Origin of the sequence: Herbiconiux flava, assembly GCF_013409865.1 — a bacterium.
In the GTDB taxonomy this organism is placed as follows: domain Bacteria; phylum Actinomycetota; class Actinomycetes; order Actinomycetales; family Microbacteriaceae; genus Herbiconiux; species Herbiconiux flava.
The window spans coordinates 3,637,343-3,654,830 of the sequence record NZ_JACCBM010000001.1 but is presented as its reverse complement, the minus strand read 5'-3'; the positions used below and the strand labels follow the sequence as shown (position 1 = coordinate 3,654,830).

The window sequence follows — 17,488 nt, the reverse complement described above, 5'->3', positions numbered from 1 at the left end:
CTGCGACTCACCACAGAATGGCGGATGCACGGCTGCGATGATCCCTCCTCAGGCAGCCTGGGCGCATGATCCCCTTTTCCGTTCTTCGCGGTTGGCTGGCCGAGGCTGCCGCCGTGGTGTCGCCCGTGTGCTGTGCCGGATGCGGGGCAGCCGATGTCGGCGTGTGCCCCGAGTGCCGCGTCGCGCTCAGGCCGTCGCTGCAGCGGGTGCGGGCGGGGCCGGTCTCCGTGCTGGTGGCTCTCGAGTACGGGGGCGTCGTCGCGCACGTGCTGGGGGCGGTGAAGGAACGGGGGCGCACAGATGCCCTGGGGGTGCTGGCGGGCTCGTTCGGAGTCGCGCTCGATGTCGCGTCGTCCGCCTCGTCGGAGATCGTGGCGGTGCCGTCGACGCTCGCTGCGGTGCGGCGGCGCGGGTTCCGGCCGGTCGAGGAGCTGGTGCGGCGATCCGGGGTGGGGCGCGATCGGGTGCGCCCGCGTGGGTGCCTGGTGCGCGGGGGCCTCGTGCTGGTGCGGGACGTGGCGGATCAGGCCGGGCTGGGGGTCGAGGAGCGTCGGGTGAACCTCGAGGGGGCGCTTCGCGCATCCGCTCGTCTGGCCGGCCGACGGGTGCTGATCGTCGACGACGTGCTGACCACCGGAGCCACGCTGCTCGAGGCGCGGCGGGCCCTCGAGGCCGTCGGCGCGCGGGTCGAGGGGGCCGTCTGCCTCGCCTACACCAGGCGGCGCGACGGCCGCGGTGAAGCCCAGGTGACGCAGAGACGACCGGCAGGGAGTTAACCGGTGACTATCCGGAGCGGGCGTACTACGGTGAGGGACACAAGGCGCGAACGGTCCCGGCTTGTCGGGGCTGCGCCAACCAATATGGCTAGGAGGTCTCCATGGAAGTCAACATCACTGGAAGAAACCTAGGGATCACGGATCGCTTTCGCGAGTACGCGAGCGAGAAGGCGGAGAAGGTCGCGCATCTCGCCGACAAAGCTCTCGCACTCGAGATCAAAGTGAGCCGCCACAACTCGGCCAACGGTACCCAGAGCGGCGACGATCGGGTGGAGCTCACGCTCATCGGCCCCGGCCCGCTGGTGCGTGCCGAGTGCGCCGCCTCCGACAAGTACGCGGCGTTCGACCTCGCGCTCGCGAAGCTGATGCAGCGGGTGCGCCGGGCGAAAGACCGCAAGAAGGTGCATCGCGGGCAGCACCGGCCCGTGTCGGTGCACGAGGCCACGACGGGGGCGTTCACCGCGCTCGACGTCGAGCCGGCCAGCGCCGACGTGCTCGTCGGGGTGCCGTCGAGTCGCTCCGACGACGAGGCCGTGTCGTCGTCGGCTGCGTCACCTGCAGACGCCGAGGACGACTACTGCCCCGTGGTCATCCGCAAGAAGGTGTACGGGGCGGCGCCGATGACGGTCGATGACGCGCTGTACCACATGGAGCTCGTGGGCCACGACTTCTATCTCTTCATCGATTCGGAGACCGATCGGCCCAGTGTGGTCTACCGCCGAAAGGGCTGGGACTACGGCGTGATCGGCCTCGACGAGAACGCGGCCGCGTTCGCCGAGATCGCCTCGGAGACGGTCGGAGCCGCCTCCCGCTGAGGTTCGCGCCCCAGCACTGGGGCCACGGAGCACTCACCGGATCTCCCGCCGACGCTCAGGGACGAGCAACTAGTATGGCTATCGCTCATGCGATCCGTACGAGCCCGAAAGCAGTGGGAGAGTCTCCGTGGCCTCAGTTCTCGAAAAGGTCCTTCGTGTCGGCGAGGGCCGCACCCTTCGCAAGCTCCAGGCCTATGCGAAGGCGATCAACGCGCTCGAAGAAGACTTCCAGGCGCTCTCCGACGAGGAGCTCAAGGACGAGACCCCCCGCCTCCGCGAGCGCTACGAGGCCGGCGAGAGCCTCGACCACCTGCTCCCCGAGGCGTTCGCCGCCGTGCGCGAGGCCTCGACCCGCACCCTCGGCCTCCGTCACTTCGACGTGCAGCTGATGGGTGGTGCGGCGCTCCACCTCGGCAACATCGCCGAGATGAAGACCGGTGAGGGCAAGACCCTGGTCGCCACCACCGCCGCCTACCTCAACGCCATCGCCGGCAAGGGCGTGCACGTCATCACGGTGAACGACTACCTCGCGGGCTACCAGAGCGAGCTGATGGGCCGCGTGTTCCGCGCCCTCGGCATGACCACCGGCTGCATCCTCGCCGGCCAGACGCCGGCCGAACGCCGGGTCCAGTACGAGGCCGACATCACCTACGGCACGAACAACGAGTTCGGCTTCGACTACCTGCGCGACAACATGGCCTGGCAGGCCGCCGACATGGTGCAGCGCGGTCACTTCTTCGCCGTCGTCGACGAGGTCGACTCGATCCTCATCGACGAGGCCCGCACCCCGCTCATCATCTCCGGCCCCGCCTCGGGCGAGGCGAACCGCTGGTTCAACGAGTTCGCGGTCATCGCCACGAAGCTCGTGCCCGACGTCGACTACGAGGTCGACGAGAAGAAGCGCACCGTCGGCGTGCTCGAGCCCGGCATCGAGAAGGTCGAGGACTACCTCGGCATCGACAACCTCTACGAGTCGGCGAACACCCCGCTGATCTCGTTCCTGAACAACGCCATCAAGGCGAAGGCCCTGTTCAAGAAGGACAAGGACTACGTCGTGCTGAACGGCGAGGTGCTCATCGTCGACGAGCACACCGGCCGCATCCTGGCCGGGCGCCGCTACAACGAAGGCATCCACCAGGCCATCGAGGCCAAGGAGGGCGTGGCGGTCAAGGCCGAGAACCAGACTCTCGCCACGGTGACGCTGCAGAACTACTTCCGTCTCTACGAGAAGCTCTCGGGCATGACGGGTACGGCCGAGACCGAGGCCGCCGAGTTCATGAGCACCTACAAGCTCGGCGTGGTCGCCATCCCGACCAACAAGCCGATGCAGCGCATCGACCAGCCCGACCTCGTCTACAAGAACGAGCAGTCGAAGTTCGACCAGGTCGTCGAAGACATCGTCGAGCGCCACGAGAAGGGCCAGCCCGTGCTGGTCGGCACCACGAGCGTCGAGAAGAGCGAGTACCTCTCGCGCCTGCTCGCGAAGCGCGGGGTGCGCCACGAGGTGCTTAACGCGAAGAACCACGCCCGAGAGGCCGCCATCGTCGCGCAGGCCGGCCGACTCGGCTCGGTCACCGTCGCCACGAACATGGCCGGCCGTGGAACCGACATCATGCTCGGCGGCAACGCCGAGTTCCTCGCCGTCGCCGAGATGAACGCCCGCGGCCTCAGCCCGGTCGAGACCCCCGAGGAGTACGAGGCGGCGTGGGACGACGTGTTCGCCGCGGTCAAGGCCGACGTCGAGACCGAGGCCGACAAGGTCATCGACGCCGGTGGCCTCTACGTGCTCGGCACCGAGCGCCACGAGTCGCGCCGCATCGACAACCAGCTCCGCGGCCGCAGCGGCCGTCAGGGCGACCCGGGCGAGAGCCGCTTCTACCTCTCGCTCACCGACGACCTGATGCGCCTGTTCAACGCCGGCGCCGCCGAGAGCCTGATGGGCCGCAACGGCGTGCCCGACGACCTCGCCATCGAGTCGAAGGTCGTGTCGCGCGCCATCCGCAGCGCGCAGTCGCAGGTCGAGGGCCGCAACGCCGAGATCCGCAAGAACGTGCTGAAGTACGACGACGTGCTGAACCGCCAGCGCGAGGCGATCTACAGCGACCGCCGCCACATCCTCGAGGGCGACAACCTCCAAGACCGCGCGCAGAAGTTCCTCGAGGACGTCATCGAGGCGATCGTGAACGACCACGCGGCCGCCGGCAGCGGCGACGACTGGGACTTCGACGCGCTCTGGGCCGAGCTGAAGACGCTCTACCCGATCTCGATCACCATCGACGAGGTCGTCGCCGAGGCGGGCAACAAGGGCCGCATCAACCGCGACTTCGTTCTGCGCGAGGTGCTCTCCGACGCGAAGCTGGCCTACCAGCGCCGCGAGGAGACCCTCGGCGAGCCCGCCATGCGCGAGCTCGAGCGCCGCGTCGTGCTCTCGGTGATCGACCGCCGCTGGCGCGACCACCTCTACGAGATGGACTACCTCAAGGACGGCATCGGCCTGCGCGCCATGGCGCAGCGCGACCCGCTGGTCGAGTACCAGCGCGAGGGCTTCGCCCTGTTCCAGTCGATGATGGGGCAGATCCGCGAGGAGACCGTCGGATTCCTGTTCAACCTCGAGGTCGAGGTCAACGCGGCACCCACCGCCGTCGGCGCTCCCACCGTCGAGGCCAAGGGCCTCGCCCAGCCCACCGCCCCGGCCGAGAAGCTCAGCTTCTCCGCCCCCAGCGACTCGGGCGGCGTCGAGGTGCGCAACCAGCGCGGCCAGATCGAGCAGGCGGCCACGGCGCGTGCGCAGCAGGCCGAGGAGAAGGCGACCCCGCCCGTCGCCAGCGCCTTCGCGCGCGGCGCGGGTTCGGGTTCGGGTGGTGGCGCCTCGGCGTCGTCAGGCTCGTCCCCGTCCGGCTCTTCGTCGAAGGGTTCGGGCTCCGGCTCCTCCGCTGGCGGCCAGAAGTCCTCCTCCGGTGGCCAGAAGTCGTCCGGCCCCTCGGCGGCGAACCGCGCCCAGCGCCGGGCGCAGGGCAAGAAGAAGTAGCTTCGCCCCAACCGCACCCCGACGTCCCCACCCGCTCCCGCGGCGTGGGGACGTCGCCGTTTCCCTGACCTACCATCTACACCCCCACACGCCTTCGCCCCACCCGCGGTCGTGCCATTTGACTGCGCGGCGGCGTGAGGGTGGGTCGGGTGCGGGGATCAGGGATCAGAGCACGTGAACGGCGCTCGCGCGCCAGCGCGGGCCGAGCGCCTCGAGACGCAGGGCGACCGCGCGGGAGCGGGCTCGGCCGTGCACGATGACGACCGCCTCGACCACACCGTCGCTCGGTTCGCAGAGCACGGTCGACCCCATGGTGAACGTCAAGCGGCCGGGGGACTCGTCGCGGAGAGCGCGGGCCCGACGTGCCAGCACGACGCGCTTCATCAGGTGCGCATGCACATCCGTCGACAGCCAGCGGGCGATCTGGTCGATGTCACGGGTACCGGCCAGCACCTCGACCACGCACCGCGCCAGCGTCTCGGCGAGCGGCCGCGGGTCGGGCAGCAACCCGCCCTCGCCGGTACCGCGACCCGTACCCGCGCTCCGGCTCAGGCCGGCGGTCTCGAGTGGATCGACCCCGTCGTCGAGCAGGGGCGGGGCGGGTGCCGGCGAATCGCGGCCCGCCGCGCCGCCCGGCATCGACGCGACGACAGGACTCCCGCCGCCCGGGGGAGACGGCGCCCCGAACGCGGGCTCGACCCGCACGACGGTGGCTGGAACCGGCGTCACCACCCTGGTGCGCTCGCGCACCGGCGTGGCGGCGAGGGAGGGAGAGGTCACGGTTGCTCCTTTCGCCCGCATGCTTGAAGTAAGCATTGCTCAACAAGGTGTCGGCGGCTGTACTCAACCAGTGTCGAGATTGCTTGTCCAGATGCGTTTGTGCCCTGTGGAATTCCACCGTCGGACCACGGCGCTGAGTGGGAATTGCTCATAACGCCCCCGGCGCTTCCGGTGATGGACTGTGTCTCGGAACCACACAGGTTCAGATTTCCGGTCGGGGCGCCCGTTCCCCCCGACTGCCGCAGCCCCGGCCGGAATGAAACTGCTCCCGCGGTCGCTTCGTAGGGAAACGCGGCCGCGGGAGCGCCTTCCTCACTCGGGTCTGTGAGTGGGGTCTCGGGCCGGCGGGTAGGGCGCGAATGATCAGGGCACAGGGTCTGCGGAGGGTTCGCAGAGACGGCGCACCGTAGGCTAGAAAGCGTGTCAACTCTCAGCGACCTCGTCACCACCCACGGCCGTTCCACCGAGGCCGACGTCGAGTGGCTGCACCTGCTCGTCAGCGACTGCCAGCTGCTGGCCGACCTCGCCTTCGCCGACATCGTGCTCTGGGTTCCGACACACGAGGGCACCTTCGTGGCCGTCGCCCACTCCCGCCCCTCGAGCTCGGCCACGCTGTTCTACCGCGACTTCGTGGGCCAGACCATCAAGCCCGAGTGGCGCAAGCAGGTCACCGACGCCTTCGAGAGCGCTCAGATCGTCGACACCGCCGCGCCCGACTGGTACGAGGAGACGCCGACGCGCGTTCGTGCCGTCCCCGTGCTCCGCCGCCTCTCGGTGAGCGAGCAGACCACGACCGAGCGCCCGATCGCCGTCATCACCCGGCACACCAATCTCAGCGAGGCGCGCACCCCGAGCCGCCAGGAGCTCACCTTCAACGAGTGCGCGAACGACCTCTTCGCGATGATCTCGGCCGGGGACTTCCCCGACCTGGGTGCACCGACCGGGCCGCGCCGCGGAGCGCCCCGCGCATCCGATGGTCTGATCAGGCTCGACGTCGACGGCATCGTGACGTTCGCGAGCCCGAACGGCCTGTCGGCGTTCAACCGCATGGGCTTCGCCGGCGAGCTCGAGGGGCAGTCGCTCGCCGAGGTCACCACCGGGCTGCTCGCCGGCCGGCTGATCGTCGACGAGTCACTGCCGCTGGTCGTCACGGGTCGTGCCCCGTGGCGCACCGACATCGAGGCGCGCGGGGTGACGGTGTCCCTGCGGGCGATCCCGCTGCGCACCCGCGGGCATCGCTTCGGCGCCATCGTGATGACACGCGACGTCACCGAGCTGCGCCATCAGGAGCGTGAGCTGATCACGAAGGACGCGACGATCCGCGAGATCCACCACCGCGTCAAGAACAACCTCCAGACGGTGGCGTCGCTGCTGCGCATCCAGGCCCGCCGCACCCACTCCGACGAGGCACGCGACGCCCTCACCCAGGCCATGCGCCGCGTCGCCGCGATCGCCGTCGTGCACGACACCCTCTCGGAGGGCCTGAACCAGCGCGTCGACTTCGACACCGTGTTCGACCGCGTGCTGCTGCTCGTCGCCGAGGTGGCTTCGGCGCACAACACGACCGTGCACCCCAAGTCGACGGGAAGCTTCGGCGTGCTGCCGAGCGAGTACGCCACCCCGCTAGCGCTGGCGCTGACCGAGCTCGTCACGAACGCGGTCGAGCACGGGCTGGCCGGTCAGGAGGGCGAGGTCGAGATCGTCGCGTCCCGCACGGAGGAGACGCTCACGGTCGAGGTGCGCGACAGCGGCACCGGCCTGCCCGAGGGCAAGGTCGGCTCGGGGCTCGGCACGCAGATCGTGCGCACGCTCATCCAGGGCGAGCTCGGCGGCACGATCGACTGGCACACCATGGTGGGCACGGGCACGGTCGTGACGATCGAGATCCCGACGCGCTGGCTGAAGAAGCCGTAGCGGTCTCGCAGCTGCGGGCCGGCAGGCCAGAGCGGCTACGGGTTCAGGATGCGCGGCTGTGCGGTCGCGAAACCAGCTCATCCGCCACCACAGCGCTCGACATCGCGTGAGGTGAGCACTGGGGTGGGGTGGCGAAGGGTCGAGGAGATGACGACGCCCGGCCTTGGTGCGAGGTGGGCGTCGGAGTGCCGAAGGTTCGCGCAACGAACGACGCCCGGCCTCGGTGCGAGGTGGGCGTCGGGGTGTCGAACGGGCGCGGACGCGACGACGCCCGGCCTCTGCGTGAGGCCGGGCGTCGGGGCGACGGTGCGCCGAGTCGGTGTAGGGAGCTACGAGGCCCGGCGGGCGCGGGCTGCGCGGCGCTTGAGGGCGCGGCGCTCGTCTTCGCTGAGGCCTCCCCAGACACCCGAGTCCTGGCCGGTCTCGAGTGCGTACTGCAGGCAGATCTCCGTGACGGAGCAACGTGCGCACACGGCCTTCGCCTTGTCGATCTGGTCGACGGCCGGCCCGGTGTTCCCGACGGGGAAGAACAGTTCGGGGTCGGCTGTCAGGCAGGCGGCTTTGTCACGCCAATCCATAGCGGGAGCTCCTTTGTTGCAGGGTGCTGCGGTCGAATGACCGAGTGATTCGGGTAGAAGGTCAAAGGCACGGTAGACGTTGCAGTCAGATCAGACTGCACCCGCTCACGTCACTGTGAGCAACATTGACCTCAAATATGGTCGCATACTGGTATTTGCAAATCAAGGGTTTTCTCGGGAGTAACAGGCGTGGTGGACGAGGCGAACGACAGACGAACACCCGATGAACGTCTTTCCGACGGGGGCGCGGCTCGCCGTCGGCGGCCTCCGCTGCTCACACTTCTGGCGGTCGTCGTGGGTGCCGAGGCGCTCGTCATGGCGGGCGTCGTCGTCTGGCTGCTGATCGAACTGCTGACCGAGCAGCCCGCCTCCTACGAGACCGCCCTGGCGATCGTGGTGCTCGCCGCCATCGCCGCGGTGTTCCTCGCCTTCGCGGCGATCCACACCCTGCGCGCCGCCGCCTGGACGCGCGCGGGCACCCTCACCTGGCAGCTCTTCCAGATCGTGATCGCGATCGGCTGCTTCCAGGGCATCGTGGCGACGCCGGTCGTGGGGTGGTGGCTGCTCGTGCCCGCGCTGCTCGCGCTGGTGCTGCTGTTCACGCCGTCCGTGGTGGCGGCGACCCGCCGCATCTGACGCACCGACGGCCTGCCGCGCATTCTGAGCGGTCCGCCGTATCGGACGTCCCGCCGGCAGCGGCAGCGGCAGTGGCGGGGGGCCAGCCGACTGCAGCCCTGCTACGCGTCGATCTTCAGCTTCTTGCGCAGCGAGGCGACGTGCCCCGTCGCCTTCACGTTGTAGAGCGCGAGCGTCACGACGCCCTCCTCGTCGAGCACGAAGGTCGACCGCAGCACGCCCGTCACCGTCTTGCCGTAGAGCGACTTCTCGCCCCACGCCCCGTACAGCTCGTGCACGGCCTTGTCGGGGTCGGACAGCAGCGTGAAGTTCAGCCCCTGCTCATCCTCGAAGCCCTTCAGCTTCGCCGGCTTGTCGCGCGAGATGCCGAGCACCGTGTAGCCGGCGCTCTTCAGCGAGTTCAGGTTGTCGCGGAAGTCGCACGCCTCGGTGGTGCAGCCCGGCGTGCCCGCCTCGGGGTAGAAGTACACGATGACCCGCTGCCCACGGAAGTCGGAGAGCGAGCGCTCGACCCCGTCGGCGTCGAGCAGGGTGAAGTCGGGCGCGGGTTGTCCGGCGGCGATGCGCGAGGAGGTGTCGGTCATGGCTCCAGTATTTCGCATCCCTCCGACACCCGGCCCCTCCGATCCCGCCGGCTGCAGATTGAGTAGCAACTACTCCTCACACCCAGAGGATGCTCGCCCCGACCATGTCTCCATGACCATTCGATCCCTACCTCTCGCCCTGGCCGCCGCAACGGCAGCCCTCGTGTTCTCCCTCACCGGCTGTGCCGGCGGCGGCGCGTCCGACCCCACCCGAGCCGTCGGCGACCCCGGCGCGTCCCAGGCGGCCGATCCCGGAACCAAGACCGACGTCTTCACGGTGAAACCCGGCGACTGCGTCGACGACACCGACGACGAGAACGTCACCGAACTGCCGGTGGTCGACTGCGCCGGCCCGCACGACTTCGAGGCGTTCACCTCCTTCGAGATCGATGAGGGCGAGTTCCCGGGCGAAGACGCCGTGCACTCGCAGGCGCAAGACGCGTGCATCGTCGCGATGGGGGAGTTCGTGGGCCTCGACTACAGCGAGTCCAAGCTCGACGTGCAGTACCTCACGCCCACGGAAGACTCGTGGAACGAGCTCGACGACCGCACGGTCGTCTGCCTCGTCTACGACCCCGCCGGCAAGCTCACCGGCACGGTCGAGAACGCCGCGATCTGACTCATCTGCCCCTCCCCGAGGGGCTCCCGATCCGTCTCCGGCGGGGTGCGCGACCCTGGTTCGCGAACCTCGCCGGAGCATGCTAATGTTGTCGACTGGCTCACCAAGAGCCACGCACCTCTAGCTCAATTGGCAGAGCAACTGACTCTTAATCAGTGGGTTCTCGGTTCAAGTCCGAGGGGGTGCACATCGGAAGCGCTCGACCCTTCGGGGTCGGGCGCTTTGTCGTTTCCGGGGGTACCGGTCCAGAGCCATTCGAACGGGGCGCCGGTGCGCAGCGCGAAGGCCATAACCGTTGCTTTACGGGGCACGATCCGGCCGTTGATCCAGCTGCCGACAGTGCCTCGCTCGACGCCCAAGTCCGTGGCCATCTGCTGCACGCTTATGCCCGTCAATCGCAGAGCACGCTTCATGCGGTCGGCCATGTCCCATTCATCCCAAGAAACCGCTTCGGTGTCTCGACGCTCATCAACCATGCATCAATCATTGCATGACTAGACCCTCAATGCACTAATCATTGCGCCACGCCGAATCACACGGTTGTAATTCGTCCACCAATGGTGGATGCTCCTGGGGTGGATGATGATCAGCCAATCGGGCAATGGCAGCCCCGGACTATCTGGCCGGGCCAGCTAGTCGGCTCACGGGTTGCGTGTGAGCGCTACGGCATCGACCGTTCGACCCTCACCCGCCGTATCAAATCGGGCGACATCGTGCCGCTGGCCCGCCTCGACGGCGCCGCGTACGTCTTCGACCTCAGCGACCTTCCCGCGGAGCGGCCATGAGTTGGCAGGCGTGCGACTGGATGGACCAGCTGCCCTACGACATCGCGACCAACCTCGAACAGCGCGTGCTGTTGAAGCTCTGCAACGTGGCAGACGTGGACGGCAGCCGCGCGTTCCGATCCAAAGCCGACATGGCCCGCGAGCTCGGATGCGACCCCAAGAGCGTGCAACGCGCCCTCCGCAAGCTCGAATCCCTCGACCTCATCCGGCAGGGTGACCAGCGCCTGGTGGCGCACCTTCGCGCGGGCTACCGACCCACGGTCTACAACCTCAACTTCGGCTATCACCGCATGTACGCCCAGCCCGAGATCGACCTCGCTCCCGAGCTCGACAACGACCCCGAAATTGAGGGGGGACAGAGTTATCCACAGGTGGAGGCAGGGGGGACATTAGGGGGGACCGTTGCGGTTCCACTGGGAACAGGAGAACTACTTAACCAAGACCTAGAGAAAGAACCTTACGTAGGTGACCGTGCGCGAGCGCACGAACCCGCGAAGCCGGTCGCACGCTGGGCTGACGCCCGCTGCCCCGGCGACTGGCAGCACTACACCCACGAGCTAGGAGCGGGTGGCAAGTGCGTCCACTGCTTCGAGCGACCCGTCTCGATCGGAGTAGCAGCATGAACGACCTCACCATCACCATCAACGGTTCTCACAAGGCCCACGAGCAGGCGCCCGATCAGCTTCGGAGGCTCGCTCTCGTCTTCCTCGACGCAGAGCAGACCTTCGACAACTTCGAGCAGTCCGACGCCCTGCTCAAGACCGCCGCCCAGCTTCGATTCGTCGCGACCATGGTCGAGGGCGGACAGGCAGACACCGATACGGGGTTGCTCTGGATCGGAGCCGCCCACCGCCTCCTGCTCGCACTTGATGCAGCACGGATGAGTGATGCAGTCCACGAGTCGCGCGCTCAGCGCCGCGTCCCGAAGCCCAGCGACACCATGGCCGCCAAGCGCGCCTACGCCCAGACCCGAAAGGCCAACTGATGAGCGACCGCACCACGAACACGTACGCCGAAGAGGAGTTCATCTTCGAGAAGGCCGATGCCTTCATCAACGAGCACATGAGCACGCTGGCCGCCATCCGGCAGGCGCCCGCGGATGCTCAGCCCGCCATGCTCGAACACTTCATCAACGGGTGCCTGGTCGGCCTCGATCGATCGGTGTTGGAGATCGTCGCCTTCATGGCCATGAGTCAGGCGCTCACCCTGCACTACGAGTTGGAGGGCCGCTCGTGATCATCTTCGACACCGGGTTGCCGTTCGTCGCCTTGCTCGTGTTCGTGGCCGTGTACTGCCTGATCGGGTGGCACCGCGCGATCGAGCGTGAGCGTGAAGTTCAGACCTACCGAGAGGCAGCCCATGAGTCAGCATCACCGGAAGCAGAAGTGGAGCACGCACAGTCCGAAGCTTCGGAAGCTGCACAAGGCCACGCTCCCGCAGACGTGCACGAACTGCCCGCACCCGGTGACCGCGGACATGGAGTGGCAGGTGGGGCACCGGCAGGACGCGGCGATGGGCGGGCAGCCGACGTACGAGAACACCGGGCCAGCGCACTCGATGTGCCCGTGGTGCAAGAGGCGCTGCAATCAGGTAGCCGGTGGCCGCTTGGGCGCAGCCATGACGAACCGGGCGAAGCGGACCGAGCGGGAGCAGGACAGCTACCGGGGGCGGCGCCGCTGGGTGTGACGGTCCGGGCGTGGCAGGCGGGTGACCCGTGCGGCTCGTGCGGCAGCCGCGATACTCACTGGTCACTCGTGTGGGGTGGCTGGTGCCGTGGTTGCGGCCGATCGGACTCCGACGAGTGAGCGCGGTCGCTTCGGCGGTCGTTTTTGAGAGCTCGTCCGAACCTCCGCCTGTAGGCAGAACGACTTTCTCTCCCCAACAAAACACGCTCTGGGAAAAGACCAAAGCCCGCGGGATTTCGCCCATGTGGCTGGGTGAAACCGACGATACGCCCGAGCTCAGAGCCGAGTTTCTGGCAGGCATGAAGCTGCTTGGATTCGAGCTCGTGGACTTGGACGATCAGGCCGCGATCGATGAGCTCCGCGCCCGCCCGATCCCGTTCGATCCGATCCAGCCGCAGCAGTTGCTCGTGGCCGACGCGCTGAACGCGAAGCACGAACAGGCCGTGGTCGAGATGCCCCGGCGCAGCAGCAAGACGACCACGATTCTGGGCTGGTGTCTCGGCCGGTGCGTGTCGCGGCCGCGTTACAAGGTGACGTTCTCGGCGCAGAAGGGCATCAACGGCATTCAGGCGATCAACGAGTGGAAGCTTGACATGCTCGATCGCATCAACCCGCCCGACGACGACCGCCCCGAGTGGATGCGCGTCGCCCGCCCGAAGGTCAAGGCCAAGCCGAAGGCCGTGCGGCGACAGATCGCGTTGTTCGGTGACGAGCTCGTGCCGGTGCCCGTCGAGGACGACGACGCGCCGGATGTCACCGAGTCGCGCGGGTTCGACATCCTCACCGGCAACACCCGTGCCGGTATCTACTTCGACAATGGGTCATCGTTCGTGATCCTGAAACCCGACCCTGCCGCGTACCGAGGCAAGGCCGGTGACATCAACTGGGTTGATGAGGGCCAGGACATCCCCGTCGAGGATGGCGACGCGCTGCTGGCTGGCATCCTGCCGCTGCAAGACACCCGCGACGAACCGAAGCTGGTCGTGTCGGGCACCGCGGGCGAAGTGAAAGCCGGGGCGCTCTGGTCCCAGCTGAAAGACCTCCGCGCCGATGATCCCGAGATGGGCGGGCTGGACTTCGCGGTCGATCCAAACGTGGACTGGCAGCTGATCAAGAGCGAAGACACCGCGATTGCGCTGCTGCTCTCGATGCACCCTGGCATCGGCACCTTGACCACCGAGGCCCGCATGCGCGCCCGGTGGCGGAAGATGACCGACAAGCCCAAGTGGGCGCGCGAGTACCTTTCGCTCTGGCCCGAGACGTTCGGCGTGTCCGTCATCCCGCCCGCGCTCGTCATCAAGGCTCGCCGTCCGCTCGAGAAATGGCCGACCGTCCCCGAGCGCGTCGCGTTTGGTTACGACGTCAAGCCCAACGGTTCGTCCGCCGCGGTTGTGGCCGCATGGCGCGACCACCGCGGCCGCGCATTTCTCGAAACGATCGAGCACGGCCCCGGAACGCTCTGGCTCCCAGACATGTTCGTCGCTCTGTCCAAGGGCTACCGCACCGCCACGATCGCGTACGACGACATGGGCGAGGGCGGCACCACCGCTACCGAGGCGCTCGCGAAGCGGCCCAAGCCGCGCCTTCGACGGCAGACCTACGCCGAGACCGCGAAGGGGTGCGTGCAGATGATGCGCGACCTCGAACGCGGCACCCTGCAGATTAGCTATGCCGAGGATGACCTCGACCCGATCGAGGGCGCCATGACGATCGCGACCAAGCGCGAAGTGCGCAACCAGTCGGGCGTGTGGCTATTCGACTCGCCCAAGGGCGGCGAGGACGGGAACGACATCACACCGCTGATGGCGGGCGTGCGCGCCCTCCGCAACTGGGACCAGTGGTTCAGCCGACCGCTGGACGACGCAAAACCGATTATGGGGGACTGACCGTGCCGATTTTCTACGACGTGACGATCGAGCTGGTCACCGTGTTCTGCACCGAGTGCTCGTCGTGGTTCGCGTGCGCATGGTCACGCGAAGAAGCCCGGGAGAGCGCCGGACGCCACGAAGCGCAGTGCCACCCGAACGTGTTCACCGTGCGCAACAAGATCGCGCGACGCGCCCGAGAAAAAGCAAGCGTGCCACCAAAGGTCTAGTTGATCCGGAGTCTTTCTCTCGTGGGATTCCTCGATTTTCTCGGCCTAGGCAAGCGCACACTCGATGTGCTCGCAGCGCCGAACCAGACCGGCCTCGCGTCACCGTTCAGCGACGGCGCCTCGCTCGCACAAGTGTCCCTCTCGGAACTGTTCGGCTCCGACTTCGCAGAATCTCTGCCGATGACCCGAGGCGACGCGATCGCGATCCCGGCCGTATCGAAGGCCCGCAACCTGCTCGTGACCGCCGTGTGCGGATTCCCAATGCGAGCCCTCGACGTGAACGGGCTCGTGAAGGACCAGCCGACGTGGATGTACCGCACGAACAGCAACGTCTCGCCCTACGAGCGCATGACGTGGACAGTCGATGACGGGATTTTCTACGGCTACTCGCTTTGGCTCACCGAGCGCGGCCCGGTCGCTCCCGGCGCCAAGCGTGGCCCGCTGCTGAACGCGGCCTGGTGCCCGACGACTGACTGGACCGTCACCGACAACCAGCTGATCTACCTCCCCGAGAACCGAGCTCTCAGCGCCGACGAGTTCATTCTGTTCAACTTCCCGTTCGAGGGGCTGCTGAACATCGGCCGCCGCACTCTACGCGGCGCCCGCGACACCGAAGAGGCATGGGTCGGCCGGATGCGCAACCCGCTCCCGCTGATCAACCTGCACCAGACCGACGACAGCCTGACCCCCGAGCAGGTGAAAGAGTTCGTCAACGCATGGTCCAAGGCCCGCCGCTCCGTGAACGGCGCCATCGGCTACACGCCCCCCGGCATCGAGTTGCTGGTCGAGGGTGAGGTTCAGACCGACCTGTTCACCGAGGGTCGCAACGCGATCCGCACTGACATCGGCTCACTGCTGAACGTGCGGGCATCGATGCTCGACGGCACGAGCGGCATCGACTCGCTGACCTACACGACCAAGGACGGCGAGCGGAACCAGTTCTACGAACTCGACCTGCCGTTCTGGACGGCCCCGATCGAGGCGCGCCTGTCGATGGATGACGTGGTGCCCCGCGGCCAGCGCATCCGCTTCGACAAGTACGACCTGTACAACCCCCCGGCACCGACCGGCACACCAGTGGAGGACTAATGAGCGACACCACCCCCGACCCCATCACGCCCGACGAGACGCCCGCCGCGCCGACCCCGATCCCTCGCGGTCGCGGCGGACGCACCGCGGCCGTGGAGGCGCCCGAGACGCCCGCCGAGACCCCGGCGCCCGTCGAGGCGCCCGCCGCTCCCGAGGACGGCGACGACGGCGTGACGCCCGCCGAGTTCGCGGCCGTGCTCGACGCCTACGTGCCCGACCCGCGGCCCGCCGCGCTCGTCGCCGCGGCGAACTACTACGCCGGGGCGAACGTGCCCGACCAGCTGATCATCGACAAGGCCCGCCGGTTCGAGCGGTACCTGCTCGAACCGCGCGGTGACGACTGGAAGCCGATCAGCAAGAAGGCCCGCAAGGCCGCCGAGGCCGAGGGGGTGCAGGCGTGACCGACGTCAAGATCACCGCGGGCACCCTCTACGCCGCGCAGGAGGATCGCGTGGTGTCCGGGCTGCTGCTCCCGTTCGGTGAGCTCGGCAACACCAACCTGGGGAAATTCACCGTCGAGCCCGACGTGATCACCATCCCCGGTGACGTGTCCGTGCTCGCCGCGAACAGCGTCCACGACCGCGAGCAGCCGCTCGCCCGGTTCATGACCGCCGTCCAGACCGGCGCGGGCATCGTCGCATCGTTCCTGGTCGGGAAGAACCCCGAGGGCGACCAGCTGCTGGCCGAGATCGCGGACAAGACCAACCCGAAGGCGCGCCGCAAGCTCTCGGCCGAGGTGAAGAACCTCGTGATCGAGGGCGGCAAGGCCAAGGGCGGCACCCTGTTCGGCGCCGCGTTCGTCCCGGAGGGCGCGTGGCCGTCCGCCACCCTCTACGCCGCCGACGTGGGCGAGGGCGACCCCGCCCCCACCGAGGGCGGCGACCCCAAGACCACGACCGAGAAGTTCAGCGACGAGTTCGTGGACGAAGACGGCGTGAAGCACAAGCGCACCACCACCCGCACGACCACCATCGACGGCGACACCACGACCATCAAGGAAACGACCGTCATCGAAGACCCCACCCCCGACCCTTCCCAGGAGGAAACCCAAGTGACCGACACGCTGCTCGCCGGAAAGAAGCCCACCACGACCGGCGCCAAGCCCGGTCTCTCCCTCGCCGCCCTGAACACCCTCTACGCCGCGCGCGCCGAGGGCCGCATCTCGGATGACGAGTTCGCGGACAAGCTGAAGGGCGAGAACGGCGCGACCCTGTTCGCCGCCCTCTCGGATGTGAAGTTCGATGGCGTCGGCGGCCTCGCCCCCGTCATGGGGCAGCCCCAGTGGATCGGAGAAATCTGGACCGCGCTCAAGTACACGCAGCAGGTGCTGCCGCTGTTCACGCACGAGAACCTGACGGCGCTGAAGGGCACGGGGTTCAAGTGGACCACGAAGCCGCACGGCGGCGACTGGGACGGCAACAAGGCCGACGTACCCTCCAACGTGCTGACCGTCGCGCCCGCCGAGTTCACCGCCTCCCGCTACGCCGTGGGCCACGACATCGCCCGCGAGTTCGTGGACTTCCCGGTCGCCGGGTTCTTCGAGTCCTACGCCGCAGCCGTGACCGAGGACTACGCCCGCTGGGCGGACGCCAAGGTCGCGACCTCGATCCTGGCCGGCGCGACCCCGCTCGCCGCCGACGCGCTTACCACCCTGCCCGGTGGCACGGCGAACATCGGTTCGGCCGCCTCCGCGGTCATCGACGGCGCCGTGGCCCTGGCCGCGACCGGCACCCTGCCGACCTTCGCGCTGCTCGCTCCGGCCCTCTACAAGCAGATGCTGAAGACGCCGAACAACAACGTGCTCGGCTACCTCACGGCCGCGCTCGGGCTCACCGAGGGCGACCTGTCCGGGTTCATCCTGCGCCCGTCCGCGACGATCCCGGCCGGGAAGGTGCTCGTGGGCGCCCGCGAGGCCGTCACGGTGCGCGAGCTCCCCGGCGTCCCGATCCGCGTCGACGCCCTCGACCTCGCCCGCGGTGGCGTCGACAAGGCGGCGTTCGGCTACGCGGCGACCATGGTCAACGACGCCCGCGGCCTTCAGCTGGTCACCGCCGCGACCGTCTAACCAGCCCACGGGCGGCGGGTGCCCCACGCCCCGCCGCCC

At 68.2% G+C, this 17,488-nt stretch carries 19 protein-coding genes and 1 tRNA gene; 16 read left to right on the top strand and 4 right to left on the bottom strand.

The window, feature by feature from the left end; translation table 11 throughout:
* Positions 1–65 precede the first annotated feature (65 nt).
* The 3 genes from BJ984_RS17520 (at position 66) to secA (ending at position 4,619) form a co-directional block, all read left to right on the top strand.
* Entirely contained in the window at positions 66–776 is a 711-nt protein-coding gene (locus BJ984_RS17520; RefSeq protein WP_179549101.1) for a ComF family protein, read from the top strand.
* Between the two features lie 101 nt (positions 777–877).
* Positions 878–1,591 carry a ribosome hibernation-promoting factor, HPF/YfiA family gene (gene hpf / locus BJ984_RS17515; protein ID WP_179549100.1) on the top strand — a complete coding sequence of 238 codons (714 nt, stop codon included), beginning with the start codon at positions 878–880 and terminating at the stop codon, positions 1,589–1,591.
* Positions 1,592–1,718: 127 nt separating this feature from the next.
* Positions 1,719–4,619: a preprotein translocase subunit SecA gene (gene secA / locus BJ984_RS17510; protein WP_179549099.1), complete on the top strand. Its 2,901-nt coding sequence runs from the start codon at positions 1,719–1,721 to the stop codon at positions 4,617–4,619.
* Positions 4,620–4,784: 165 nt separating this feature from the next.
* Here secA and BJ984_RS17505 read toward each other — a convergent pair whose 3' ends face one another.
* Positions 4,785–5,399: an Rv3235 family protein gene (locus BJ984_RS17505; RefSeq protein WP_271206509.1), complete on the bottom strand. Its 615-nt coding sequence runs from the start codon at positions 5,397–5,399 to the stop codon at positions 4,785–4,787.
* Between the two features lie 420 nt (positions 5,400–5,819).
* Here BJ984_RS17505 and BJ984_RS17500 point away from each other — a divergent pair, with 420 nt between their 5' ends.
* Positions 5,820–7,313 (top strand): sensor histidine kinase, encoded by a 1,494-nt coding sequence (locus BJ984_RS17500; RefSeq protein ID WP_173184075.1) that lies wholly within the window; start codon positions 5,820–5,822, stop codon positions 7,311–7,313.
* Positions 7,314–7,642: 329 nt separating this feature from the next.
* Here BJ984_RS17500 and BJ984_RS17495 read toward each other — a convergent pair whose 3' ends face one another.
* Entirely contained in the window at positions 7,643–7,891 is a 249-nt protein-coding gene (locus BJ984_RS17495; protein WP_137835978.1) for a WhiB family transcriptional regulator, read from the bottom strand.
* A gap of 315 nt (positions 7,892–8,206) precedes the next feature.
* Between BJ984_RS17495 and BJ984_RS17490 the strand changes: the two genes are divergently transcribed.
* Positions 8,207–8,527, top strand: a complete 321-nt coding sequence (locus BJ984_RS17490; RefSeq protein ID WP_246306486.1) for a hypothetical protein — start codon at positions 8,207–8,209, stop codon at positions 8,525–8,527.
* Between the two features lie 101 nt (positions 8,528–8,628).
* Here the strand turns inward: BJ984_RS17490 and bcp are convergent, their stop codons facing one another.
* Positions 8,629–9,111, bottom strand: a complete 483-nt coding sequence (bcp, locus tag BJ984_RS17485) for a thioredoxin-dependent thiol peroxidase (protein WP_179549098.1) — start codon at positions 9,109–9,111, stop codon at positions 8,629–8,631.
* 112 nt (positions 9,112–9,223) lie between these two features.
* On the opposite strand from bcp, the gene BJ984_RS17480 reads away from it, so the two are divergent.
* Complete coding sequence (locus tag BJ984_RS17480; protein ID WP_179549097.1) at positions 9,224–9,730, top strand: septum formation family protein; 507 nt, start codon at positions 9,224–9,226, stop codon at positions 9,728–9,730.
* Positions 9,731–9,844: 114 nt separating this feature from the next.
* Positions 9,845–9,917: transfer RNA gene (locus tag BJ984_RS17475), tRNA-Lys, on the top strand.
* Here the strand turns inward: BJ984_RS17475 and BJ984_RS17470 are convergent.
* Positions 9,883–10,206, bottom strand: a complete 324-nt coding sequence (locus BJ984_RS17470) for a helix-turn-helix domain-containing protein (RefSeq protein ID WP_179549096.1) — start codon at positions 10,204–10,206, stop codon at positions 9,883–9,885. The genes BJ984_RS17475 and BJ984_RS17470 overlap by 35 nt on opposite strands.
* A gap of 99 nt (positions 10,207–10,305) precedes the next feature.
* On the opposite strand from BJ984_RS17470, the gene BJ984_RS17465 reads away from it, so the two are divergent.
* The 9 genes from BJ984_RS17465 (at position 10,306) to BJ984_RS17425 (ending at position 17,449) form a co-directional block, all read left to right on the top strand.
* Complete coding sequence (locus tag BJ984_RS17465; protein ID WP_179549095.1) at positions 10,306–10,515, top strand: MerR family transcriptional regulator; 210 nt, start codon at positions 10,306–10,308, stop codon at positions 10,513–10,515.
* A gap of 20 nt (positions 10,516–10,535) precedes the next feature.
* Positions 10,536–11,138, top strand: coding sequence for a helix-turn-helix domain-containing protein (locus BJ984_RS17460; protein ID WP_179549094.1), 603 nt, complete (start codon positions 10,536–10,538; stop codon positions 11,136–11,138).
* Complete coding sequence (locus tag BJ984_RS17455; RefSeq protein WP_179549093.1) at positions 11,135–11,500, top strand: hypothetical protein; 366 nt, start codon at positions 11,135–11,137, stop codon at positions 11,498–11,500. Before BJ984_RS17460 ends, BJ984_RS17455 begins: the two co-directional genes overlap by 4 nt.
* Positions 11,500–11,751 carry a hypothetical protein gene (locus BJ984_RS17450; RefSeq protein ID WP_179549092.1) on the top strand — a complete coding sequence of 84 codons (252 nt, stop codon included), beginning with the start codon at positions 11,500–11,502 and terminating at the stop codon, positions 11,749–11,751. Before BJ984_RS17455 ends, BJ984_RS17450 begins: the two co-directional genes overlap by 1 nt.
* 691 nt (positions 11,752–12,442) lie before the next feature.
* Positions 12,443–14,086 (top strand): hypothetical protein, encoded by a 1,644-nt coding sequence (locus BJ984_RS17445; protein ID WP_179549091.1) that lies wholly within the window; start codon positions 12,443–12,445, stop codon positions 14,084–14,086.
* A 2-nt stretch (positions 14,087–14,088) separates the two neighbouring features.
* Complete coding sequence (locus BJ984_RS17440; RefSeq protein WP_179549090.1) at positions 14,089–14,295, top strand: hypothetical protein; 207 nt, start codon at positions 14,089–14,091, stop codon at positions 14,293–14,295.
* Positions 14,296–14,475: 180 nt separating this feature from the next.
* Positions 14,476–15,384: a phage portal family protein gene (locus tag BJ984_RS17435; protein ID WP_179549089.1), complete on the top strand. Its 909-nt coding sequence runs from the start codon at positions 14,476–14,478 to the stop codon at positions 15,382–15,384.
* Positions 15,384–15,785, top strand: a complete 402-nt coding sequence (locus tag BJ984_RS17430) for a hypothetical protein (protein WP_179549088.1) — start codon at positions 15,384–15,386, stop codon at positions 15,783–15,785. Before BJ984_RS17435 ends, BJ984_RS17430 begins: the two co-directional genes overlap by 1 nt.
* Positions 15,782–17,449 (top strand): phage major capsid protein, encoded by a 1,668-nt coding sequence (locus BJ984_RS17425; protein WP_179549087.1) that lies wholly within the window; start codon positions 15,782–15,784, stop codon positions 17,447–17,449. The genes BJ984_RS17430 and BJ984_RS17425 overlap by 4 nt, the downstream gene beginning before the upstream one ends.
* The last annotated feature ends 39 nt before the right edge of the window (positions 17,450–17,488 follow it).

Bases quoted from the DNA above. Each gene is read 5' to 3' on its own strand.
- BJ984_RS17520 (WP_179549101.1), top strand. From the start codon at position 66: ATGATCCCCTTTTCCGTTCTTCGCGGTTGGCTGGCCGAGGCTGCCGCC.
- hpf (WP_179549100.1), top strand. From the start codon at position 878: ATGGAAGTCAACATCACTGGAAGAAACCTAGGGATCACGGATCGCTTT.
- BJ984_RS17495 (WP_137835978.1), bottom strand. From the start codon at position 7,891: ATGGATTGGCGTGACAAAGCCGCCTGCCTGACAGCCGACCCCGAACTG.
- BJ984_RS17490 (WP_246306486.1), top strand. From the start codon at position 8,207: ATGGCGGGCGTCGTCGTCTGGCTGCTGATCGAACTGCTGACCGAGCAG.
- bcp (WP_179549098.1), bottom strand. From the start codon at position 9,111: ATGACCGACACCTCCTCGCGCATCGCCGCCGGACAACCCGCGCCCGAC.
- BJ984_RS17480 (WP_179549097.1), top strand. From the start codon at position 9,224: ATGACCATTCGATCCCTACCTCTCGCCCTGGCCGCCGCAACGGCAGCC.
- BJ984_RS17470 (WP_179549096.1), bottom strand. From the start codon at position 10,206: ATGGTTGATGAGCGTCGAGACACCGAAGCGGTTTCTTGGGATGAATGG.
- BJ984_RS17460 (WP_179549094.1), top strand. From the start codon at position 10,536: ATGGACCAGCTGCCCTACGACATCGCGACCAACCTCGAACAGCGCGTG.
- BJ984_RS17455 (WP_179549093.1), top strand. From the start codon at position 11,135: ATGAACGACCTCACCATCACCATCAACGGTTCTCACAAGGCCCACGAG.
- BJ984_RS17450 (WP_179549092.1), top strand. From the start codon at position 11,500: ATGAGCGACCGCACCACGAACACGTACGCCGAAGAGGAGTTCATCTTC.
- BJ984_RS17445 (WP_179549091.1), top strand. From the start codon at position 12,443: ATGTGGCTGGGTGAAACCGACGATACGCCCGAGCTCAGAGCCGAGTTT.
- BJ984_RS17435 (WP_179549089.1), top strand. From the start codon at position 14,476: ATGACCCGAGGCGACGCGATCGCGATCCCGGCCGTATCGAAGGCCCGC.
- BJ984_RS17430 (WP_179549088.1), top strand. From the start codon at position 15,384: ATGAGCGACACCACCCCCGACCCCATCACGCCCGACGAGACGCCCGCC.